The sequence below is a fragment of the Oscillatoria sp. HE19RPO genome, assembly GCF_024220515.1.
In the GTDB taxonomy this organism is placed as follows: domain Bacteria; phylum Cyanobacteriota; class Cyanobacteriia; order Cyanobacteriales; family Laspinemataceae; genus Laspinema.
Map to the genome: position 1 here is coordinate 1 of NZ_JAMXOT010000082.1, position 18,473 is coordinate 18,473.

The 18,473-nt window shown below is 50.4% G+C and carries 11 protein-coding genes; 6 read left to right on the forward strand and 5 right to left on the reverse strand.

What is annotated here, in order from left to right; all coding sequences use genetic code 11:
* A partial coding sequence (locus NG833_RS08425; protein ID WP_254564848.1) for a hypothetical protein occupies nucleotides 1-212 on the reverse strand: 212 nt, incomplete at its 3' end.
* Between the two features lie 408 nt (nucleotides 213-620).
* Between NG833_RS08425 and NG833_RS08430 the strand changes: the two genes are divergently transcribed.
* The 3 genes from NG833_RS08430 (at nucleotide 621) to NG833_RS08440 (ending at nucleotide 3,697) form a co-directional block, all read left to right on the forward strand.
* Nucleotides 621-2,021, forward strand: a complete 1,401-nt coding sequence (locus NG833_RS08430; protein ID WP_254564849.1) for an ABC transporter substrate-binding protein — start codon at nucleotides 621-623, stop codon at nucleotides 2,019-2,021.
* Between the two features lie 221 nt (nucleotides 2,022-2,242).
* Nucleotides 2,243-2,395, forward strand: a complete 153-nt coding sequence (locus tag NG833_RS08435; RefSeq protein WP_254564858.1) for a WD40 repeat domain-containing protein — start codon at nucleotides 2,243-2,245, stop codon at nucleotides 2,393-2,395.
* Nucleotides 2,396-2,647: 252 nt separating this feature from the next.
* A complete protein-coding gene (locus tag NG833_RS08440) occupies nucleotides 2,648-3,697 on the forward strand; it encodes a M23 family metallopeptidase (RefSeq protein ID WP_254564850.1) in 1,050 nt (349 codons plus the stop codon).
* Between the two features lie 103 nt (nucleotides 3,698-3,800).
* Here the strand turns inward: NG833_RS08440 and NG833_RS08445 are convergent, their stop codons facing one another.
* The 4 genes from NG833_RS08445 to NG833_RS08460 all read right to left on the reverse strand — a co-directional run bounded on the left by NG833_RS08445 (nucleotide 3,801) and on the right by NG833_RS08460 (nucleotide 14,554).
* On the reverse strand, nucleotides 3,801-7,127 hold the full coding sequence (locus NG833_RS08445) for a CHASE2 domain-containing protein (RefSeq protein ID WP_254564851.1): 3,327 nt from the start codon (nucleotides 7,125-7,127) through the stop codon (nucleotides 3,801-3,803).
* A gap of 65 nt (nucleotides 7,128-7,192) precedes the next feature.
* Nucleotides 7,193-8,074, reverse strand: a complete 882-nt coding sequence (locus tag NG833_RS08450) for a DUF928 domain-containing protein (RefSeq protein ID WP_254564852.1) — start codon at nucleotides 8,072-8,074, stop codon at nucleotides 7,193-7,195.
* 49 nt (nucleotides 8,075-8,123) lie between these two features.
* Complete coding sequence (locus tag NG833_RS08455; protein ID WP_254564853.1) at nucleotides 8,124-10,733, reverse strand: CHAT domain-containing protein; 2,610 nt, start codon at nucleotides 10,731-10,733, stop codon at nucleotides 8,124-8,126.
* Between the two features lie 2 nt (nucleotides 10,734-10,735).
* A complete protein-coding gene (locus NG833_RS08460; RefSeq protein WP_254564854.1) occupies nucleotides 10,736-14,554 on the reverse strand; it encodes a DVUA0089 family protein in 3,819 nt (1,272 codons plus the stop codon).
* Between the two features lie 465 nt (nucleotides 14,555-15,019).
* Between NG833_RS08460 and NG833_RS08465 the strand changes: the two genes are divergently transcribed.
* The 3 genes from NG833_RS08465 (at nucleotide 15,020) to tnpA (ending at nucleotide 18,055) form a co-directional block, all read left to right on the forward strand.
* Nucleotides 15,020-17,230: a phosphoketolase gene (locus NG833_RS08465; RefSeq protein WP_254564855.1), complete on the forward strand. Its 2,211-nt coding sequence runs from the start codon at nucleotides 15,020-15,022 to the stop codon at nucleotides 17,228-17,230.
* Nucleotides 17,231-17,350: 120 nt separating this feature from the next.
* Nucleotides 17,351-17,626 carry a hypothetical protein gene (locus NG833_RS08470; protein WP_254564856.1) on the forward strand — a complete coding sequence of 92 codons (276 nt, stop codon included), beginning with the start codon at nucleotides 17,351-17,353 and terminating at the stop codon, nucleotides 17,624-17,626.
* 45 nt (nucleotides 17,627-17,671) lie between these two features.
* The gene (gene tnpA, locus NG833_RS08475; protein ID WP_375293892.1) at nucleotides 17,672-18,055 is read left to right on the forward strand and encodes an IS200/IS605 family transposase; all 384 of its coding nucleotides are present in this window, start codon (nucleotides 17,672-17,674) and stop codon (nucleotides 18,053-18,055) included.
* Nucleotides 18,056-18,473: the final 418 nt, after the last annotated feature.

Here is an 18,473-nt window from a genome sequence, read left to right on the forward strand (position 1 = left end):
TGACCCAAAATGTGAAAAAATGTAGCCGCGCTTCGAGCGATCGCCTGTCCATAAGATAAATTCAATGACCCAAAATGTGAAAAAATGTAGCCGCGCTTCGAGCGATCGCCTGTCCATAAGATAAATTCAATGACCCAAAAAAGTGATGTCATGTAGCCGCGCTGCGAGCGATCGCCTGTCCCTAAGATAAATTCAATAAGGGAACTCCACAAAATAAAATCTTCTATCAGAGATCCCCCCAACCCCCCTTAAGAAGGGGGGCTTTTCCAATTCTGCAAAACTTCTAATGCAGAAGTTTTTTTATGGAAATCCCTAACCCAAAAAAGTGATGTCATGTAGCCGCGCTGCGAGCGATCGCCTGTCCAAAAGATAAATTCAATGACCCCAAAGAGTGATGGAATGTAGAGGCGCTTCCCGAAGCGCCCCTACAAATCAACCTTGACAGGGCTAGGTTTAGAAAACCTGTTTCAGTTGAGTTAGGTTGATTCGGAATGGGTCAGTCTGTCAGATCGAAAGTCTGGAATTTTCATAAAAAATTAAGCAGGTTATATCGCCTGTTCAGGTTATAGTAAAAGCATATATGGGGACCTACAAAGAAAAACGGTATTGGAGAGTTGAGAATGTCTCAAAAGAACGAAACAGTCATTCTAATTGTAGCCTTACTGCTGACTGGAGGATTAGTCGCCGTCGGTTATTTTGCCTTTAGTCAGTGGCAATCCCGAACTGGGGCAGATCTTAGACCCTTGGTGAGTGCCCCCAGGGCTAGGAATGACTCCGGATCTATGGCGATCAGTGGTGGGGAACAGTTACTACTTTCTAGCACAAGTTCCCCGGCAAAACAGCAGGGAATAGAGGCTTTGGCAGAGGGAAATTATTTCAGGGCGGTTTCTGAATTGGAAGCCTCCCTACAGCAAAATCGCAATGATCCGGAAGCCTTAATTTATCTGAATAATGCCCGGATTGGCGGGGGAAGGTCCTATACAATAGCGGTTTCTGTTCCCATCACTACGGCAGAAAATTCCGCCCAGGAAATTCTCAGAGGAGTGGCGCAGGCTCAAAATGAAGTGAACCAAGCGGGCGGTATTAACGGGATTCCCTTGCGGGTGGTGATTGCTGATGATGCCAACAACCCGAATCAGGCGGAACAAGTGGCGGAGTCTCTCGTGGCGGATGACGAGGTTTTGGGGGTGGTGGGACATTTTGGCAGTGATGTGACTTTGGCGGCATCTTCGGTTTATGAACAGGGTCAATTGGTGGCAATTTCTCCCACCAGTACCTCGATCCAGTTATCTAGGGCGGGGGATTTCATTTTTCGGACGGTTCCTAGCGATCGCTTTACGGCTAATACCCTGGCAAAGTATATGGTAGATAGCCTGAATCTGAACCAGGCGGCGATTTTTTATAACGAAAATAGTAGTTATAGTCGTTCTCTCAAAGATGAGTTTACTACGGCTTTATATGGAGATGGCGGCACGGTGGTGGCTCAGGTTAATCTGAGTGAGGCTAATTTTAATAGTTTTGATGCGGTAGAATCAGCGACGGAACAAGGAGCAGAGGCGATCGTCTTATTAGCGAATACAGAAACTATAAGTGAGGCTTTACAGGTGATGCGTGTCAATGCGAGAACTTTACCTGTGTTGGGAGGAGATAGTCTCTACAGACCTGAAATTCTCCAGGCGGGTTCCGATAGTGAAGGCATGGTGGTGGCGATTCCCTGGCATATTCTCAACCACACTAATTCGGCGTTTCCGGTGGCGGCGACTCAGCTATGGGGCGGTAGTGTTAACTGGCGCACTACGATGGCGTATGACGCGACTAAGGCTTTGATTGCGGGGATTTCTGTAGATTCTACCCGCCAGGGAGTGCAAAGGGTGTTATCAGAATCGGGCTTTTTGGCTCAGGGAGGTAGCGGAACGATTCGGTTTTTGCCTTCGGGCGATCGCAATCAAGCCACCGAATTGGTTAAAGTTGAACCGGGAAGGATATCAGGATTGGGTTATGATTTTATTCCCCTGCCTTGATGGGTTAACCCGGTGCGTTTTTGGCTCTAATGAGTTAGAGCCGCACAGAGGGATTGAGAACGCTATAAAAACTCAAAATCTGTTAGTTTAATTGGGGATAATTGGACAGGGCCGGAAAATATCTCACAAGCATCAGCAATGATGGCACTCTCCACCATTGGGAAATACAAACGGGTGAGCCTCTCACGATCCAATGGAGACCCCCCAGTTCTGGGGAAGTGATGGCCTTGTCCCCGGATGGTAACTTAGCCTGTGGTAGTGCAGACTGTACCGTGAAACTCTGGGATTTGCAAACTGAACAGGGGATGACTCCCTCTCAAAACCTTAGATGGACATGGGAGTGCCGTGTTATCCCTACAGTAGCTGGACTGTAAAAAATCGCGCTTTTCAAACTCTCGAAAATGGCGATCGCTTCTTCAGTCCTCAAGTGTCCCCGTTTACCCCTGATTTAGGCTCCCTACACTGCCTGTCAAATCAATCCAAACCTCGTTAATATGGGTGAAACAGCATCGCCAAACCCCAGGCGCTTTGGTATCTCACGATCATGAGAACCGATCGCTGGTGAAACTGCGATCGCCTCTGCTGCGTCTAGTTGCACCACCTGCTTAGAACCTCTCAACTTAATTATGTTTAGAAAACCTAAAATCATTGCGACCATTTTACTAGCATTCGCGATCGCCGTGGCGGTCCATTGGATTGGGTTCGATCGCCCGAACTTCGCCCAATCCCCCCTCCCAGAAACCCCCATTGCTGCCAACTCCCTGCAATTAGCCCCTCCAATTGACTGTACCTTAGACGAGGATTGCTTTATTTTGCTGTATCCCGATCGCGACCCTGGACCGGGAGAAGTGGATTTCGGTTGTGGGAGGCAAACCTATGATGGTCACAAAGGCACCGATTTTGGCATTGCCAACACCGATAAAATGAATGCCGGGGTTCCGGTGATTGCCTCGGCACCGGGTAAGGTGTTGCGGGTCCGGGATGGGGTCAGCGATCGCCTGATTACGGACCCGCAGCAAGTAGAGACCCTGGAAGAGGGAGAATGTGGCAATGGGGTGTTTATTGAACATGGCAATGGGTGGGAAACCCAATACTGTCATCTGCGCAATGGTAGCGTGGTTGTCCGTCCCGGAATGGAGGTGGAGACTGGAACGGTTTTAGGCATGGTGGGCGCTTCTGGGGTCGCAGCGTTCCCGCACGTTCATATTACCGCTTGGTATGAAGGACAGGTGGTTGACCCGTTTGTGGGACCGGAAGCGGGTCCCGGTTGTCAGGTGTCGCGGAGTCCGATTTGGACGGTTCCCCTGGATTATACTCCCACGGGGGCGATCGATGCCGGTTTTGCGGATACGCCTCCGGAAATGAATGCGTTGTGGGAAGGGGGATTTCCCCAAGGTGAGCTATCTAAAGATATTCCGGCCATTGTGTTTTGGGTACATACTTATGGGGTGTTAGCGGGGGATAGTTATCAGTTTAACTTGATTGCACCCAATGGACAGGCGATCGTGGAACATACCCAGGAAATCACTTCCCCGAGTAAAACCTGGATGGGTTATGTCGGTAAACGCAACAATCCCGAACGCCCGATCATACCCGGGGTCTGGCGCGGGGAGTATCAACTCACAAGAGGCGGTGAGGTTCTGGTGGAGTTCGTTCGGGAAATTGAAGTCAAGTGAGGTAAAACCTCGTGAAAGAACCCTATTCTGTAGGGGATTATGTAGGGGATTATGTAGGGGCGCTTCGCGAAGCGCCCCACCGGCGGGGGATCTATCCCCCGCCCTATTTTTCGCTCATCGCTTCTATCCCTATCCAATCTTTAGGAACCCCCTGTTCAATATACTTCTGACAACGCTGTAAATAAAGAAGTGCCGCCCGATCGCCGGGGTTGGTGTGGAGAATTTGCTGAAAGCGGGTTTGGGATTGCTCGAAATTGCCTTCTTGATAACAGGCGATCGCCAGTTCAAACTGGGCTAAGGTTTTGCTTTTGAGTTCGATGCAGTCGTGGGGTTCGGAATTGTAAATTTCAAAGACAGCTACACTGACTTTTTTGCCTTTGACTTGGACGCGATCTAAGAATCGATATTGATAGAACTCCCGATTCTCCAGTTTATTTAAGGTATCTTCACTAATTAAAATCGCCGAACCATATTGTTTAGTTAATCCTTCTAATCGGGAGGCTAAATTGACCGCATCGGAAATCACCGTACTTTCCATCCGTTCCGCTTCGCCAATGGTTCCTAACATTAAACTGCCGGTATGCAAGCCGATACCGATTTGAATGGGGACTTGTCCGTTTTCCTGGCGATGTTCGTTAAATAACTTGACTTGATGTTGCATGGCGATCGCCCCGGATACGGCATCGTCGGCAGAGTTGGGGAAGAGGGCCATAATCGCATCCCCAATATATTTATCGATAAATCCGTTGCGATCGCGGATAATCGGACTGACTCGACTTAAGTAACTGTTAATAAAATGAAAAGTTTCTTCTGGGGACATTTCCTCGCATAGGCTGGTGAAATCCCGAATATCCGAAAATAAAACGGTCATTTCTTTTTTGATATGATTGCCCAATTTCACATCTACGATACTTTCTTGGCCGAGAAAATGCAAAAAATCATGGGGAACAAATCGGCCATAAGCTGCATTAATTTTAGCCAGACGAATATGAGTTTTAATCCGGGTCAGCAGTTCGTTTTTATTAAAGGGTTTCATTAAATAATCATTGGCACCGGCGCTAAATCCTTCTACGAGGTCCGAGACTTGATTTTTGGCAGTCAGCATAACAATCGGGAGGTCGATCGCAGGATATTTTTCCCGAACTTTTTCGCAGACTTCATATCCCGTCATCCGAGGCATCATGACATCGAGAAGGATTAAGTCGGGCTTAAATCCATTCTCAATAATTTCTAGGGCTTTTGGACCATTTGCAGCGCGGGTAATGGCGTAATTTTGCAAGGATAGGGTATTGGCGAGAACTTGCAGGTTGATGGGTTCATCATCGACGATTAAAATTTTGAATTCTGCATCCTCACTGATGTAAATTTCCGTGGCTAAAACTGGGTTATTGGCAGAGGATTGTTGACTCACCGGGTCCGGGGTCCGGTTGATGGATTCGGGACGAACGACGGGGGGTTTGGCGGGGGCGACGGGGGCGGTTGTTTGGGGTAAGGTAAAGGTAAAGCGTGACCCTTTTCCGACTTCGGATTCGACCTCAATGGTTCCTTGATGTAATTCGATGAGTTGCTTGGCGATCGCCAATCCTAATCCAGTTCCGCCATATTCTCGGGCGGTGGAACCATCGGCTTGTTCAAAGGATTCAAAAATGCGACTGAGTTTGTCTTGGGGAATGCCAATTCCGGTATCGGTGACGGTAATGGCTACGAAGTCTTCTACAATTTTAGCTGATACTTCAACTAAGCCGGATTCGGTGAATTTGATGCCATTTCCGATGAGGTTATGGAGGATTTGCTGCACCCGATTTTCATCGGCATTGACGGCGATAAAGTCTGGGGGGATGGCATTACTCAGTTGCAAGTCTTTGTCGCCAATTAGGGGTTTGCTGAGGTTGAGGACGACTTGGGCGATCGCCCGCAAATCCAAGGGTTTGAGTTGCAGTTCAATATTTTTATGTTTGAGTTGAGAAAAATCCAGGATATCATTGACTAAATGGGATAACCGGCGACCACTGGTGGTGATGGTTTCTAAGTTAAAAATCGTCGGTTCTGATAAGGGTCCGGTCACCCCATCAATTAAGGAATCGGCAATGCCAATAATCCCATTCAGGGGGGTGCGTAGTTCATGGGATGTATTGGCTAGAAATTCATCTTTGAGTCCATCTAAGCGTTTGAGTTCTTGATTTTTTTCCTCTAAGCTTTTGGCATATTCCGCTAATTGCTGATAGGACAATTTGAGGTTACTCCAGAGGGTGTAGCCGATGCTGAATACCCCTGCACTGACGAGAGCTAAGACGGGGGTGAAGACGGGAATTAACCAACCGGATAAAAAGGCAATGTAGGAACTGCCAACGATCGCCACAGACCCGAGGAGAATTCCGGGTCCGGACCAGCGGGTTTTCAACCAGAGGGAACCGAGGAGGGCGCTATATCCCGAACTAATAAAAATTAACCCCCATTTGAAGGATTTGGGGGTGGCATAGAGCATTGGACGATTGTCGAGGGCGCTACTTAAAATTTGGCTGGTTAAATTGGCATGAATGACCACTCCGGGCATTAATTCGGGGATGCCAAACAGGGTATTGGTGTAGGGAGTTTGAAAGGTGTCATTCAGACTGGGGGCGGCGGCCCCAATGAAGATGATGCGATCGCGGAACAAGTCCGGGGGAATGCGATTTTCCAACACCTCGGTGAGGGAAATGTGAGCAAAGCGGTCGAGTTCACCGCGATAGTTGACTAAAATTTGATAGCCACCCCCGTCTCGTTTACTATATTCTCCCTCGTTGCCAGTAAGGGGAATAAATGTAGCTTGACCTAGTTGATAAATGGATTTGGCTTCATCAGCCACTGCTAATTCAATGCCTTCGGTTTCTAAATATTTTAAGGCCAGAATGGTGGCAAGTCCTTCAAGTAATGTCCCATCCGGTTTCCCCACCAACACCATACCCCGACGGATTTTGCCATCGCGATCGAGTAACATATCGTTGGAGGCGACTTGTCCGAGTTCTGCTAATCGAGGCGAGGGGGCAATGGGGTTTCCGGCTACTTTTTCCACCCCAATTAGATTAGGAGTGACTTCAAATAGGGCATTTAACGCTTCATGACCCGGTTCTACGGGTATATCCCGATAAATATCTAATCCAATCAATCGCGGGTTTTGAGCGTTGATATTTTGGATTAATTGGGTCATGATGCGATCGCTCATTGGCCATTGTTGAACATACTTGATGTCTGGTTCATTAATGGTCACAATGACAATTCGCGAGTCTACGGGTTCTGGGGGACGCAGGCGAAACCAGGTATCCAGGGCGGCCCATTCAAAGAGGTGCAAAAAACCGGCGCTACTTAAGGCAACAATCACCCCGGTGACTGCCGGGGTGATTAGGAGTGGGCCACGCCACAAGCCGATTTTCTGTTGGAACTGTTGCCACATAGTTTGCTCGAACCCTGTCCGGTTGCAAAAGAAAGAGAGATACACCCGTTGGCAATTTTCCCTCGTTAGGGTGAGGGTTGTATCATCAGAGGACTAGCGGCGATCGCCTCTAATCCGACTTGTCCGAGGAGATTGCGCCACTCTTCGGCTAAGGTGAGATTATCCGGTTGATTGACTCGCGCCACGGCTAAGGTCGTGAGAGTATCATACCAGACCCCGGCTTCTGCATAAGCCGTTGCCAAGGAGAGGGCCTCTGCGTCCGGTGCCGTGTCTATAGCTTCCACGCGCTTCACCCATCCCGTGACACTATAACTATCCGGTTGCAGCTTACCACTGGCATCTAAGGGAACAAAGAACCAGAGATAGTCGGTATCCATTGCCAGTTCCGGTGCAGATTCCGGTAGGGTGAAACTGACAATTGATCCACCCCCGTTGATATCCAAGGTGGTTTGGTAGTGATGATTGCCCTCTTGATCTTGGATGCTAAAAAATACTTTTTCCGTTGCAGTGGGGGGCACATAAACAAAGAAAGTGGGACGCGCGGAAATGGTGCGTCCATGTTGGGTAGAGGGTAGCAAGGCGACTGCTTCTAGCCCCGGACCCCCCTGGCTGAGGGTCCCTTCATCCCCTCGGCTGCCGCCACTGATACTGGTGGCGGGGGCAGTTTCCCCAGGAGGGGCAAATCTCACGTTACCGCGAGTGCCTCCCCCCACGCTGGTGGCGGGGGCAGTTTCCCCAGGAGGGGCAAATCTCACGTTACCGCGAGTGCCTCCCCCCACGCTGGTGGCGGGTACTGGGTCGCCGGGGGGCTGAAATTGCAGGCCGATCAAAGCAGGGACTTTAACCCCCTCCGCTTGCACCGGCTGGGCCAAAGCGGATAGGGCCAATGCCCCGGCGAGGGTTGCAAACATGAAGCTGGGAATAACAATGCGTGGCGGATGGTTCATGGGGACACCTCATCAGTTTCGGGAAAACATAGAACAGTAGAAACCCATTTCATAACCAATTTCCCACTAAAATAAACGCCGACCAATAATAGGGATGTTTGTGCAAAGGGTCGTTTAAAAGCGCCAATTGAGCTTGGCGCAACGCCTCGGTTTTCGTCATTCCTGCCTCGGATCGGGTTAATTGGCGATAAAACTCGCTCATTAAATCAGCGGTGGATTGGTCGTGAACGGACCAGAGACTAGCCAGGGTGCTGCGAGCTCCGGAACGGAGTGCAAATCCTGCTAAACCGAGTGTAGCACGTTTGTCTCCCGTTGCGGTTTGACAAGCACTCATGACTAAAAGTTCAATGGGTTTGAGAATCCCTAAGCGTTGCTTATTGAACAACTTATCGAAATCTTTAATAAAAATTCGCCCATCCCAGGTTAACAGAAAGGTTTCCTCGGGATTAGAACTAAATTGTCCGTGGGTAGCTAAGTGAATAATCGGGTAGGAGTTGCGATTGAGTTGGGCTTCAAATTGGGCGCGGGTAAATTGGCGATCGAGCAACGTATCCCCGCCAACTTTCTGGGTAATTTGTTGGAATTCTTGGGCAACTCCGGGGAGGGGGGAAAATCCTTGTCGCCCTTCGGTTAACCCGGCGGTGAGGGCGGTGAGTTTTTCCTGGGTGAGTCCTTGAGGAAACAGTTGTAACCCAGGACTCAGGGCGGTATTATAGGTTTCAATCAAATAGCGGCTGCCGTCATAGAGGGCGGCGAGGGGAATGGCTGCGAACCCGCCATCGGGAATAAAGACGAGGGTGGTAATCTCACTTTTAGCTAAATCCGCTTCTGCCGGTCGAATTAGCCAGTCATAGACTTGGGCGGACAGGCGCAAGCGTTCCGGGGAGGAATAGCCGGGGTGCATGGCCGATCGCAGTTCTTCGAGAGTGGCTTCGATGCGACTGTTACTCAGGGCTGTACTATAGTGGCGCAAGGGTTGATCCGGCAAGGAGAGAATCACTTCCAGGCGATCGGGTAAGACAATCGGATAAAAGGCTGCGGCTTGGGTATCAATTTGCTCTAATTGTACCGGCTGCACATCTAAGCAAGCCTCTCGGAAAAAGTTGTCTAATTCGGCGATTTGCAAGGCTTCCATGACTTGTCTAGCCCGTTCAATCTCCCTAGGGGTGGCATCGGGTTGGAGGAGCAAACTCACCAGTTCGCGATAAACAGGTTCTACACTTTCTTTGAAATCAAACTGGAGATCCGGAGAAATGGCTACTAAGTCTCGACGCAAGCTTTGCAAGGTTTCAAAGGCAATATTATAGGCTGTGAGAGCGGGTTGGAGTTGCTGCTGTTGGGAGAAAATCTGACCCAGTTGCCAAGCAGCCGGGGCGATAATTTCATCGGCTTGGATGGATTGGGCGATTTGGAGAGCTTGTTCGGTCAGGGTTTCGGCTTCTTGCCACTGTTCGGCTTGGCGGTAAAGCTGGCCGAGTTGGGTGAGGGCGTAGGCTTGCGATCGCCCATCTTGCAGGTCTTTGGCGATCGCAACGGTTTCGGCTAACTCTTGTGCAATTTCAGGCAAGTCTTCCCCTATTTTGCTCCAACTGGCGGCAAAATTAACTCGGGCATAGATAGCAGCTTGACTCGGGGGCAGGGTAGCTAAGTGAGATTGGAGTTGGGGGCGTAATCTGCGGGCGGCATCCCAGTCACCCTGGGTGACGAACAGGCTAAACTGGTTGAGTTGAGCTTGCGATCGCGTTAGGGGGTCGGTGGCTAATTGTTCCGCTTGTTGATAGTAGGCAATGGCAATATCATCGCGGTGTAAATACCGGGCGATGTTCCCGATATTGAGTAAGGTGGCGCTAGTATCCCCTGGGGATTGGAGGCGATCGCTCAATGCCCAACTCTGTTCTAAAACCGCCTGGGATTGTTCTAAATCCCCGATGGTTTGGAGGGCCACCCCCAAACTCCGCAATCCAGCGGCTTTCAAGAGGGTATCCGGTTGTCGATCTAATTCGACAATCCATTGTTCTAACAAAGTGCGGGCGCGACGATACTGGCCCAAGGCTTGCAGGGCTTGGGCTTGGTTGATCAAACTCCCTAGCTTACCGATGTCATCTCCTGCGCGATCGTAGGTCGTTGCGGCTTGTTTCCAGGTGTCTAAGGCAGCTTGATGCTGTCCTGACGCCAGTTCGAGAATGCCTCGGGTATTCAGGGCTTGGGCGAGAATTGCCAACCCTGTGGAGGGCAGAGGATCAACCTGTTGCAGGAGTTCTAAACTCTGGGCAATGGCGGTGGCGGCTTGGGGGCGACGGCCTAACTTATGATAAGCCAAGGCCAGATAAGTGAGGGTTTGGGCTTGGGTTAAGGAGATGGGGCGATCGCCATAAATGGCTGATGCCTCTTCCCATAGCTGGGTTGCCTCCAGGAATTGTCCCTGTTGATAGTGGCGGGTTCCCCGTTGGACTAATTCGGTGGGGTCGGGGGTTTGGGAGATGGGGGATAGGTCATTGGTCATTTGTCCTTGGTCATTTGTCCTTGGGGGATGGGGGGTGGCTGGATGGGGGGGGATGATGGTGATAACAGTGAGGATAGTGAGGATGGTGAGGATAGGAAGGAGGAGGAATTGTCGGATTTGACGGGACTTTAGATAGGGGGTGATGGGTTTGTGCATGACTATTGTGCCTGCCTGATAGGTTCGGTGGGTGAGGACGGACAGGGGGGGAGGCGATCGCCCTTCGTTGTGGGTAGAGTAGCAATTAAGGTGATGTTCCCCTCCTGATTAATCCGCCATTCGGTTGCTTCTACCAACGGGGGTAAGGGTTGCGATCGCCTCTGAGGTACTGTCTCGGTTTGGGTTGTGATATCTGGGGAAAATTGGCGCAAATCCTCCCAAAGAGTTTGACCCCGGATTGTCCCCTTGGGGTCTTCCGGTAATCCTCCCCGTCCGACGATTGTAAACGAATTGCCCTCTGCTGCGGCACAACCGACGGTGACTTGATTCGCCGGATCCGCAAGTTGTTGGGGTAATTCTACTAATCCGGACCCGGGTTCTACTTCTGGAGTCGAGAGGGTGACATTGCCGGAGACTCCCAATTCAGAACTCGCCGTAATATCACTTCTAAAGGTCGGTTGGGTTCTAAATTCTAATCCGAGAATACCTTCAGCAAGCAGTTGAATATTGCCGCCATCCCCTTCAAAAGCATTGGCTGTAATATCACTATTTTCTGTGGGAAATGCTAGAACAACGGGGGCCGAAATCTGGATATTTCCCCCATTACCCCCGGCCCCGGCGGTTCCCGCTGTCGCTGTAATTTGACTGCCGCGACGCATCAGGAGACGACCGCTTAATTCTAATTGTAAATTTCCCCCTTGAGAGGAGGTTGTTTCTCCCGTAATAAAGGACTGATTATCTAACAGTAAACTCCCCCCTTGAATCTGGACATTTCCGCCGATGCCCTCCGTGGCACTACTGGTGGTAATCGTACTATTATCCAAGGCGATCGCATCGGTAACTTGAATCCGGACTTGTCCCCCATCTCCCTGTCCCTCAGTTTTAGCACTAATTTGAGAGCGATCGCGTAAAGAAAGCGTTCTGGAATTCAGATTAATCTCTCCCCCATCCCCCACTGCCGTTGATTCCACACTACTATCAATCGAACCCTCGGATACCACAATTTCTCCCGCCTGAATATTCACACTTCCCGCATTGCCAATGCCTTGGGTAAAACTGGAAATTGCCGCCCCATCATCCATGAAAATTCGGGGAGTAATTAAACTAATATTTCCGGCATTTCCTCGCCCAGTCCCTCGGATGCGACTCCAGATAAACGAACCCCGTTGATTCGGTCCCAATCGGGTTAAAGTCACTCCTTCACTAGCCTGAATTGTCACCGGCCCCGCATCTCCTTCTCCATAGCTGGTAGAATTAATTCCTCCCCCATCTCCCAGAATTAATTCTCCCGTATTCAACTCAATTCCAGCGGCATTTCCGACCGATGAAGGACCTCCAACTAAATTTAAAATCCGACTTTCAATATTGTCCAAATTCCCCGTAATCACCAGGCGACTGCGAGCGTTAATAATCACCTTTCCCGCATTGCCACTCAGATAAGTGCTATTATTAATAATACTGCCGTTTAGTAAATTAACGCTTTCGGCATCAATTTTAATATCTCCTGTATGCCCCGATCCAAAATTACTGAGATTGAGAATTCCGTTATTGTTCAGGGTAAAGGATTCAGCAACCGCAAAAATGCTGCCTGCACTGCCACTGCCTCGGGTGATATTAGCAATATTTGCCCGATTGAGGTCCACTAAATTAGCGACTAAACTAATATCTCCCGCTTGTCCGGTTCCAAAGGTACTAGACAGAATTCGTCCCGGGGAATCTCCCTGTAAAATTCCGGTATTAATTCGGATATCGCCACCGTTTCCCGCCGTCCGAGTCAGGGAAATAATCCCACTACTTCCGCCATAATTAGGGTTAAAATTACCCAAAGCAGCGCTTTCTTGAGGCAATACCCTATTTATTCCGGGATATTCCAAGGAAAGGTGCAACCGATAGGTGTCTCCAATATCAATTTTATCCCCTTCCAGGAGTTCCACGGGATGGGGAACCGTATCAAATTCCCCCACGCCCATCACATAATTGCCTGGATTTAGGGCATTAATTGAAATATAGGAATCTTGTTCCACACTGCTGCCTAAAGCGCCATCGTTAATACTAGAATCATCATTTAGAGCAATAATCTCTCCCGTCCATCGGTCAAATAGAAACAATTCCGAATCAAAGCTACCGGGAATATCCTGATATCCATCGCCGCCATCAATATCAAAAATAGCCCGTCCTGGTGCAACAACGGTAAATGAAAAATAATCAAAACTCTCGGTTGCTGGGGCAAAAATTGTATTTCCATTGCGGATTTCCTCCGCTGTTCGTTCCACGGTAACAGAAGGAATTCCCCCGGGACCGGATGCCTCTACTTCTGGATTAAAATTTGGGGTAAATTCTAAGTCATCCAGACTAAAAACAGTCACGTCTTTGGTGTCAAAAGGGGAAGCCAAAAACCGGCCACTATTCCCCGCAAGGGTGATGCTTTCTGTGGCGGTTATGGTAATATTTCCGGAATTTCCCGTATGAGTGGCAAGGGTAATCATTTGACCCCCACTTTCTAGGGATAAAGTATTGACATTGACTTCAATATCACCCCCAGCTTGATGACTTTCTGTCACCGTAGCAATAAATCCGCGATCGCGCAACCGAACCTCCCCCAAAGGATGATTCACATCATTAATCCTAATCCGTCCACTCCCCCCACTCTCCACCGTCCGAGATTGAGAGAGAATTCCACTAAATAACCCATCGGGACTAAACCCGGAAATCTCTAAAACAGGAGTATTAATTTGAATCTGTCCAGCGCTTCCAATTCCTGCTGTCTCCGTAGTAATTCTCCCCCCAGAGGTGAGACTGACTGAATTGCCCACAACCTGAATATTTCCCCCTGTTCCTAATGCTCCAGATGGGACTAAATTGCTAATCAAACTGCGCTCACTCAGGCGGATATCCCCCCAGGCATGGACGCGAATATCCCCAGCTATTGCCCCAATTTCACCGCCATTCAGCGGCATTCCAGAGAGCAACTGAGAACCCCCGCTTAGGGTGAGATGATTGCCCTGGACTTGAATACTCCCATTGCTGCCAGTTACATCCACCCTCGCCCCATTGGTGAGGGTAACATCCGCCCCAATTATGGTTTTAGAAAACTCGGGAATAGTATTTTCTAGGGCAATTTCTCCGGAACTGATTCCCGCTAAGGTAATGTTACCCAACGGGGCGAGTAACTGTCCTCCATTCATGAGTACATTCCCGCCTAAAATGGCTAAATTGCGCTGTTGTGCCACTTCTAAGCGAGACCCTTCTAGGGTGATATTTCCCCCGGTTGGACCATATTGTAATCCGATGGGAACTGCTACGGTGAGGAGGGGGGATGCGGTGGGATTGGTTGCACTAAAGAGATGGCGATCGCTAAACTGGATTGCCTCGGCGGTAGATAGCACAAATGACCCGCCAATATCTAAGGTAGCATGGGGACCCAAAACAATCCCATTCGGATTGATTAAAAATAGATTGCTGTTGCCATTGGCGCGAATTAACCCATCAAGGTGGGAAAGATTGCTGCCCGTAATCCTGCTAATAATATTGATAATATTTGGAGCATTATTAAAATAGGCTGCACTACCCGTGGGAATCGAAAATTCTGTAAAACTATGAAATAAATTTCCTCCGGCAGGGGTTCCCCCTTCAATCACGAACTCAGTCCCTTGATTGATGACTTGGGATGGATTGGGTAAGGTGTCATCCGGGACAATTTGCCCCTGGACTGGATTGACCAGTCTTCCGCCAGAAAGGGCCAAGAATAGGACAGTGACTCCGGTCCTCTGCCACCGATTTTGGAGGATTCCTGCTGCTTGTTTTGCCTTTGCCTTCTTCATTGTTTTAATAGACTCCCTCGGTTAGCTGGAATTTCAAACCCTATTCTCAGAGATTTTGGGACCGCTAAGGCGATCGCCCCTGTCGAAGTGAGACCTTTTCCCGAACTCAACGACCTTCAACCCGTCCCCCTCTTCAACGATTATACAGCCACAGCCACGGAAATCGCTCCCGAGCAAACTCCATCAAAAATTTTTAAGATGATTGTAGCTTAGGCAATTTTGACTGTTTTGGAGTGGTTCGCAGAACCGATCCCAGGTCTCACTTCAAACAGCCTGACGGTCCAATACCATGCAGGGCAATCTATGGGCCCCACATCGTCGATCGCCTCAGTTTATAGCCAACCCAAGTAGAACTGATGGACTTGAACAACAAAAAGGTTGCGAAACCTGTAAGCCCGGGGGTAAATTTGTGAAATAATTGTAAAAACGCAAGGATTACAGTTTCATAGAGGTTAAAAAATAAACATGACGACAAAGATTCCATCCGCACCGGCAAAGACCCCTGCATTTTGTGAGGGCATTCAACATTTTGGCGAACAATGGCCGGATTTTGACCGTTATGGCAAAGAACCAGCGATCGCCACAGGGAAAACTGCGATCGCCTCACCCCCGGACCACGCCGCTGCCTACCAGACCCTCCTCGCTGCCGACGCCCTGCGCTACCTAATCCTCCAAGTCACCGCGTCGAAAGCCTCCGGACACCCAGGCGGATTTGCCAGCGTTGCCGAGGGAATCGCCGCCCTAGTAATGCTCGGTCATAAAAATATTATCACCGAAGTCGGACACCATGCCCCCGGCTTCTACAGTAATATGTTCCTTGACCGCTCCTTAGAGCAAATGGGCATTCATACCGTCCAACAAATGCGCGATCGCTTCCGGGAACACAAAGGACTCCTCGGACACCTCTCCGGACAAATTCCCGGACTCCTCAACCCCGCTGGACCCCTGGGACAAGGGCAGCATTTCGCAATGGCAGGGGCACTCCTGCATCCCGACATCCTCTTCCCCGTCACCATCGGCGATGGCGGCATCGGCGAACCCTATGTCATGAGTAGCATGGCGCATTTCCACACCGCCTACCCCGAAGTCACCAACTTCCTCCCCATCCTGGTGTGGAACGGATATTCCCAGGAACACCACAGCATGGTGTCCACCAAACCCAACCAAGAGATGATTGAATACTGGGAAGGCAACGGTTTCCAGGAAATCATCCTCGTCAACGCCAAAGACTACGACGATGCCAACCAACCCGGTGAATATGTCGATAGCACAGCCTTTTCCTTCCAAAAACGGTTAGAATTTGCCCAAGCGGTAATCGAAGCCACGGACAAAGCGGCCAAATCCGCCCTGGGAGGCAAACTCACCGTCCTAATTATCAAACAACTCAAAGGGGCTGGGGTCCATGCCCGTGGGGCCAAATCCCATAACTTGTATGGACATCACACCCTAGATAATGAAGAAATCATCAGCGCCCTCAAAACCCGTTCCCTGAGTCCCGAAGCGTGGCAACTGGTTCGGACCAACTTTGAACGAGCTGCTGGGGGACCTGCGGCTAGTATTGTCAAAACTGAGTTTGAGTTAGCCTTGCCGGAGTTAGGCAAACTCCCCCTCAATGAATATGCGACTGGGGAGAAGCAAGTCGCCACCACCGCAATGGGAGAACTTGTCGCATACGTCGGCAAAAAAGACCCCAAATTTGTCGTCACCAACGCTGATGGTAACGCTGCTTCCGGCATCAACAACATCAACGTTGCTCTAAAAATTATTCACCCCACCGCCGACGATACCTATTTTCAAGGACCCAAGGGCCAAGTTTATGAACCTTTAAGCGAAGATGCCTGCGCCGGATTAGCGGCAGGATTAGCCTTATTTGGGGCACGGACCCTCTGGTGTTCCTACGAATCCTTTGCCATTAACGGGGTCCCCATCTGGCAAACCGTCACCCAAGCGATGGCGGAATTACGCCGTCCGACCCCGAGTACGGTCACTTTATATACCGCAGGAGCCTTAGAACAAGGGCGCAACGGATGGACTCACCAACGTCCGGAAATTGAAAACTACTTTGCCGCCATGATGCGAAACGGCAACGTTTTTCCCTTGTTCCCTCCGGATTCTAATAGCATCCAAGTTTGTTATGATTGGGCGCTGAGTACGCAGAATAAAGGGATTGTGATTACAGCGAGTAAAACCCCGTTACCGATTCGCACCACTTTCGAGCAGACTCAACAAGCGTTACAAGATGGGGCAGTCGTTCTTCAAGAGATTCCCGGAGATAAAACCGTAGTGTTTGCGGTGATTGGGGATATGACGTTGATTCCGGTGTATGACGCCGCAGAGCAATTAAAAGCCCAAGGGATTGGGTCGAAGATTGTATCGGTTGTGAGTCCGCGCCGGTTGTATCGTCCCCATGATGTGGCGTGGGATACCTGTTCTCAAGCCGATGGCGGATTCTTGGATGATGCTGGGTTCGAGAAGTTCTTTGGCGGGGATGCCTTAATTGGCGTGACCGGGGGGGCCTCGGGAATGTTAGAACCGATTATGTTACGCAGTACCGCCAAGCGGGATGTTTTTGCCTGGAAGCGGGGAGAGACGACTGCTAGTGCAACGCAAATCATGGAGTTCAATGGGTTGACTCCGGAAGCGTTAGCGAAGCGCGGGACTGAGTTGGTGGGTTAAATTGGGCCCCGCAGGCTGTAGCCCGGGGCTATAGGGACGAAGCCCGCCTGCGCGGGCTGGTCCCGGCCCCGCAGGCTGAAGCCCGGAGGCTATACGAACGAAGCCCGCCTGCGCGGGCTGGTGGTCCCGCTAAAGCCCCGGGCCCCGCAGGCTGAAGCCTGGGGCTATACGGACGAAGCCCGCCTGCGCGGGCTGGTCCCGGCCCCGCAGGCTGAAGCCTGGGGCTATACGAACGAAGCCCGCCTGCGCGGGCTGGTGGTCCCGCTAAACCCGCAGGCTGAAGCCTGGAGCTATACGGACGAAGCCCGCCTGCGCGGGCTGGGGGAACAAAAAAAAGCCCCGCAGGCTGAAGCCTGGAGCTATACGGACGAAGCCCGCCTGCGCGGGCTGGTTTGAAATCAATTTTGCTATATCGACATGAGGCTTAGAAATTTTACACAATTGTATGTACATTGTGTCTGGGGAACTTGGGATCGGTTACCACTGGTTACGCCTGATATTCGAGATATTGTTTATGCAGCGATCGTCGGACAATGTGAACAATTAGGCTGTACCGTTATTGCTATTGGTGGAATAGAAGACCACATTCACTTACTAACTGGCTTTCCCACTACTTTAACCCTATCAGAACTTGTTAGAAAAGCCAAAGGCAGCTCATCCCACCTCATCACGCATGAAATCAAACCCCAAGAATTTTTTAAATGGCAAGGCGGTTATGGAGTTTTTACGGTTAGTCACAACCAGATAGATACCATTGCCAATTATATTAGAAATCAACCTCAACACCACCGCGAAAAAACCATCTTTTCCACCTGGGAAATTTAACCAGGAACCGGGACAAATACCCAGCCCGCGCAGGCGGGCTTCGTTCGTATAGCCCCAGGCTTTAGCCTGCGGGGACTTTTGCATCGCCACCAAATACCCAGCCCGCGCAGGCGGGCTTCGTCCGTATAGCCCCAGGCTTGAGCCTGCGGGGGGCTAACCAACCCAGACAAATACCCAGCCCGCGCAGGCGGGCTTCGTCCCTATAGCCCCAGGCTTGAGCCTGCGGGGGGCTAACCAACCCAGACAAATACCCAGCCCGCGCAGGCGGGCTTCGTCCCTATAGCCCCAGGCTTGAGCCTGCGGGGGCTAACCAACCCAGACAAATACCCAGCCCGCGCAGGCGGGCTTCGTCCGTATAGCCCCAGGCTTGAGCCTGCGGGGGCTAACCAACCCAGACAAATACCCAGCCCGCGCAGGC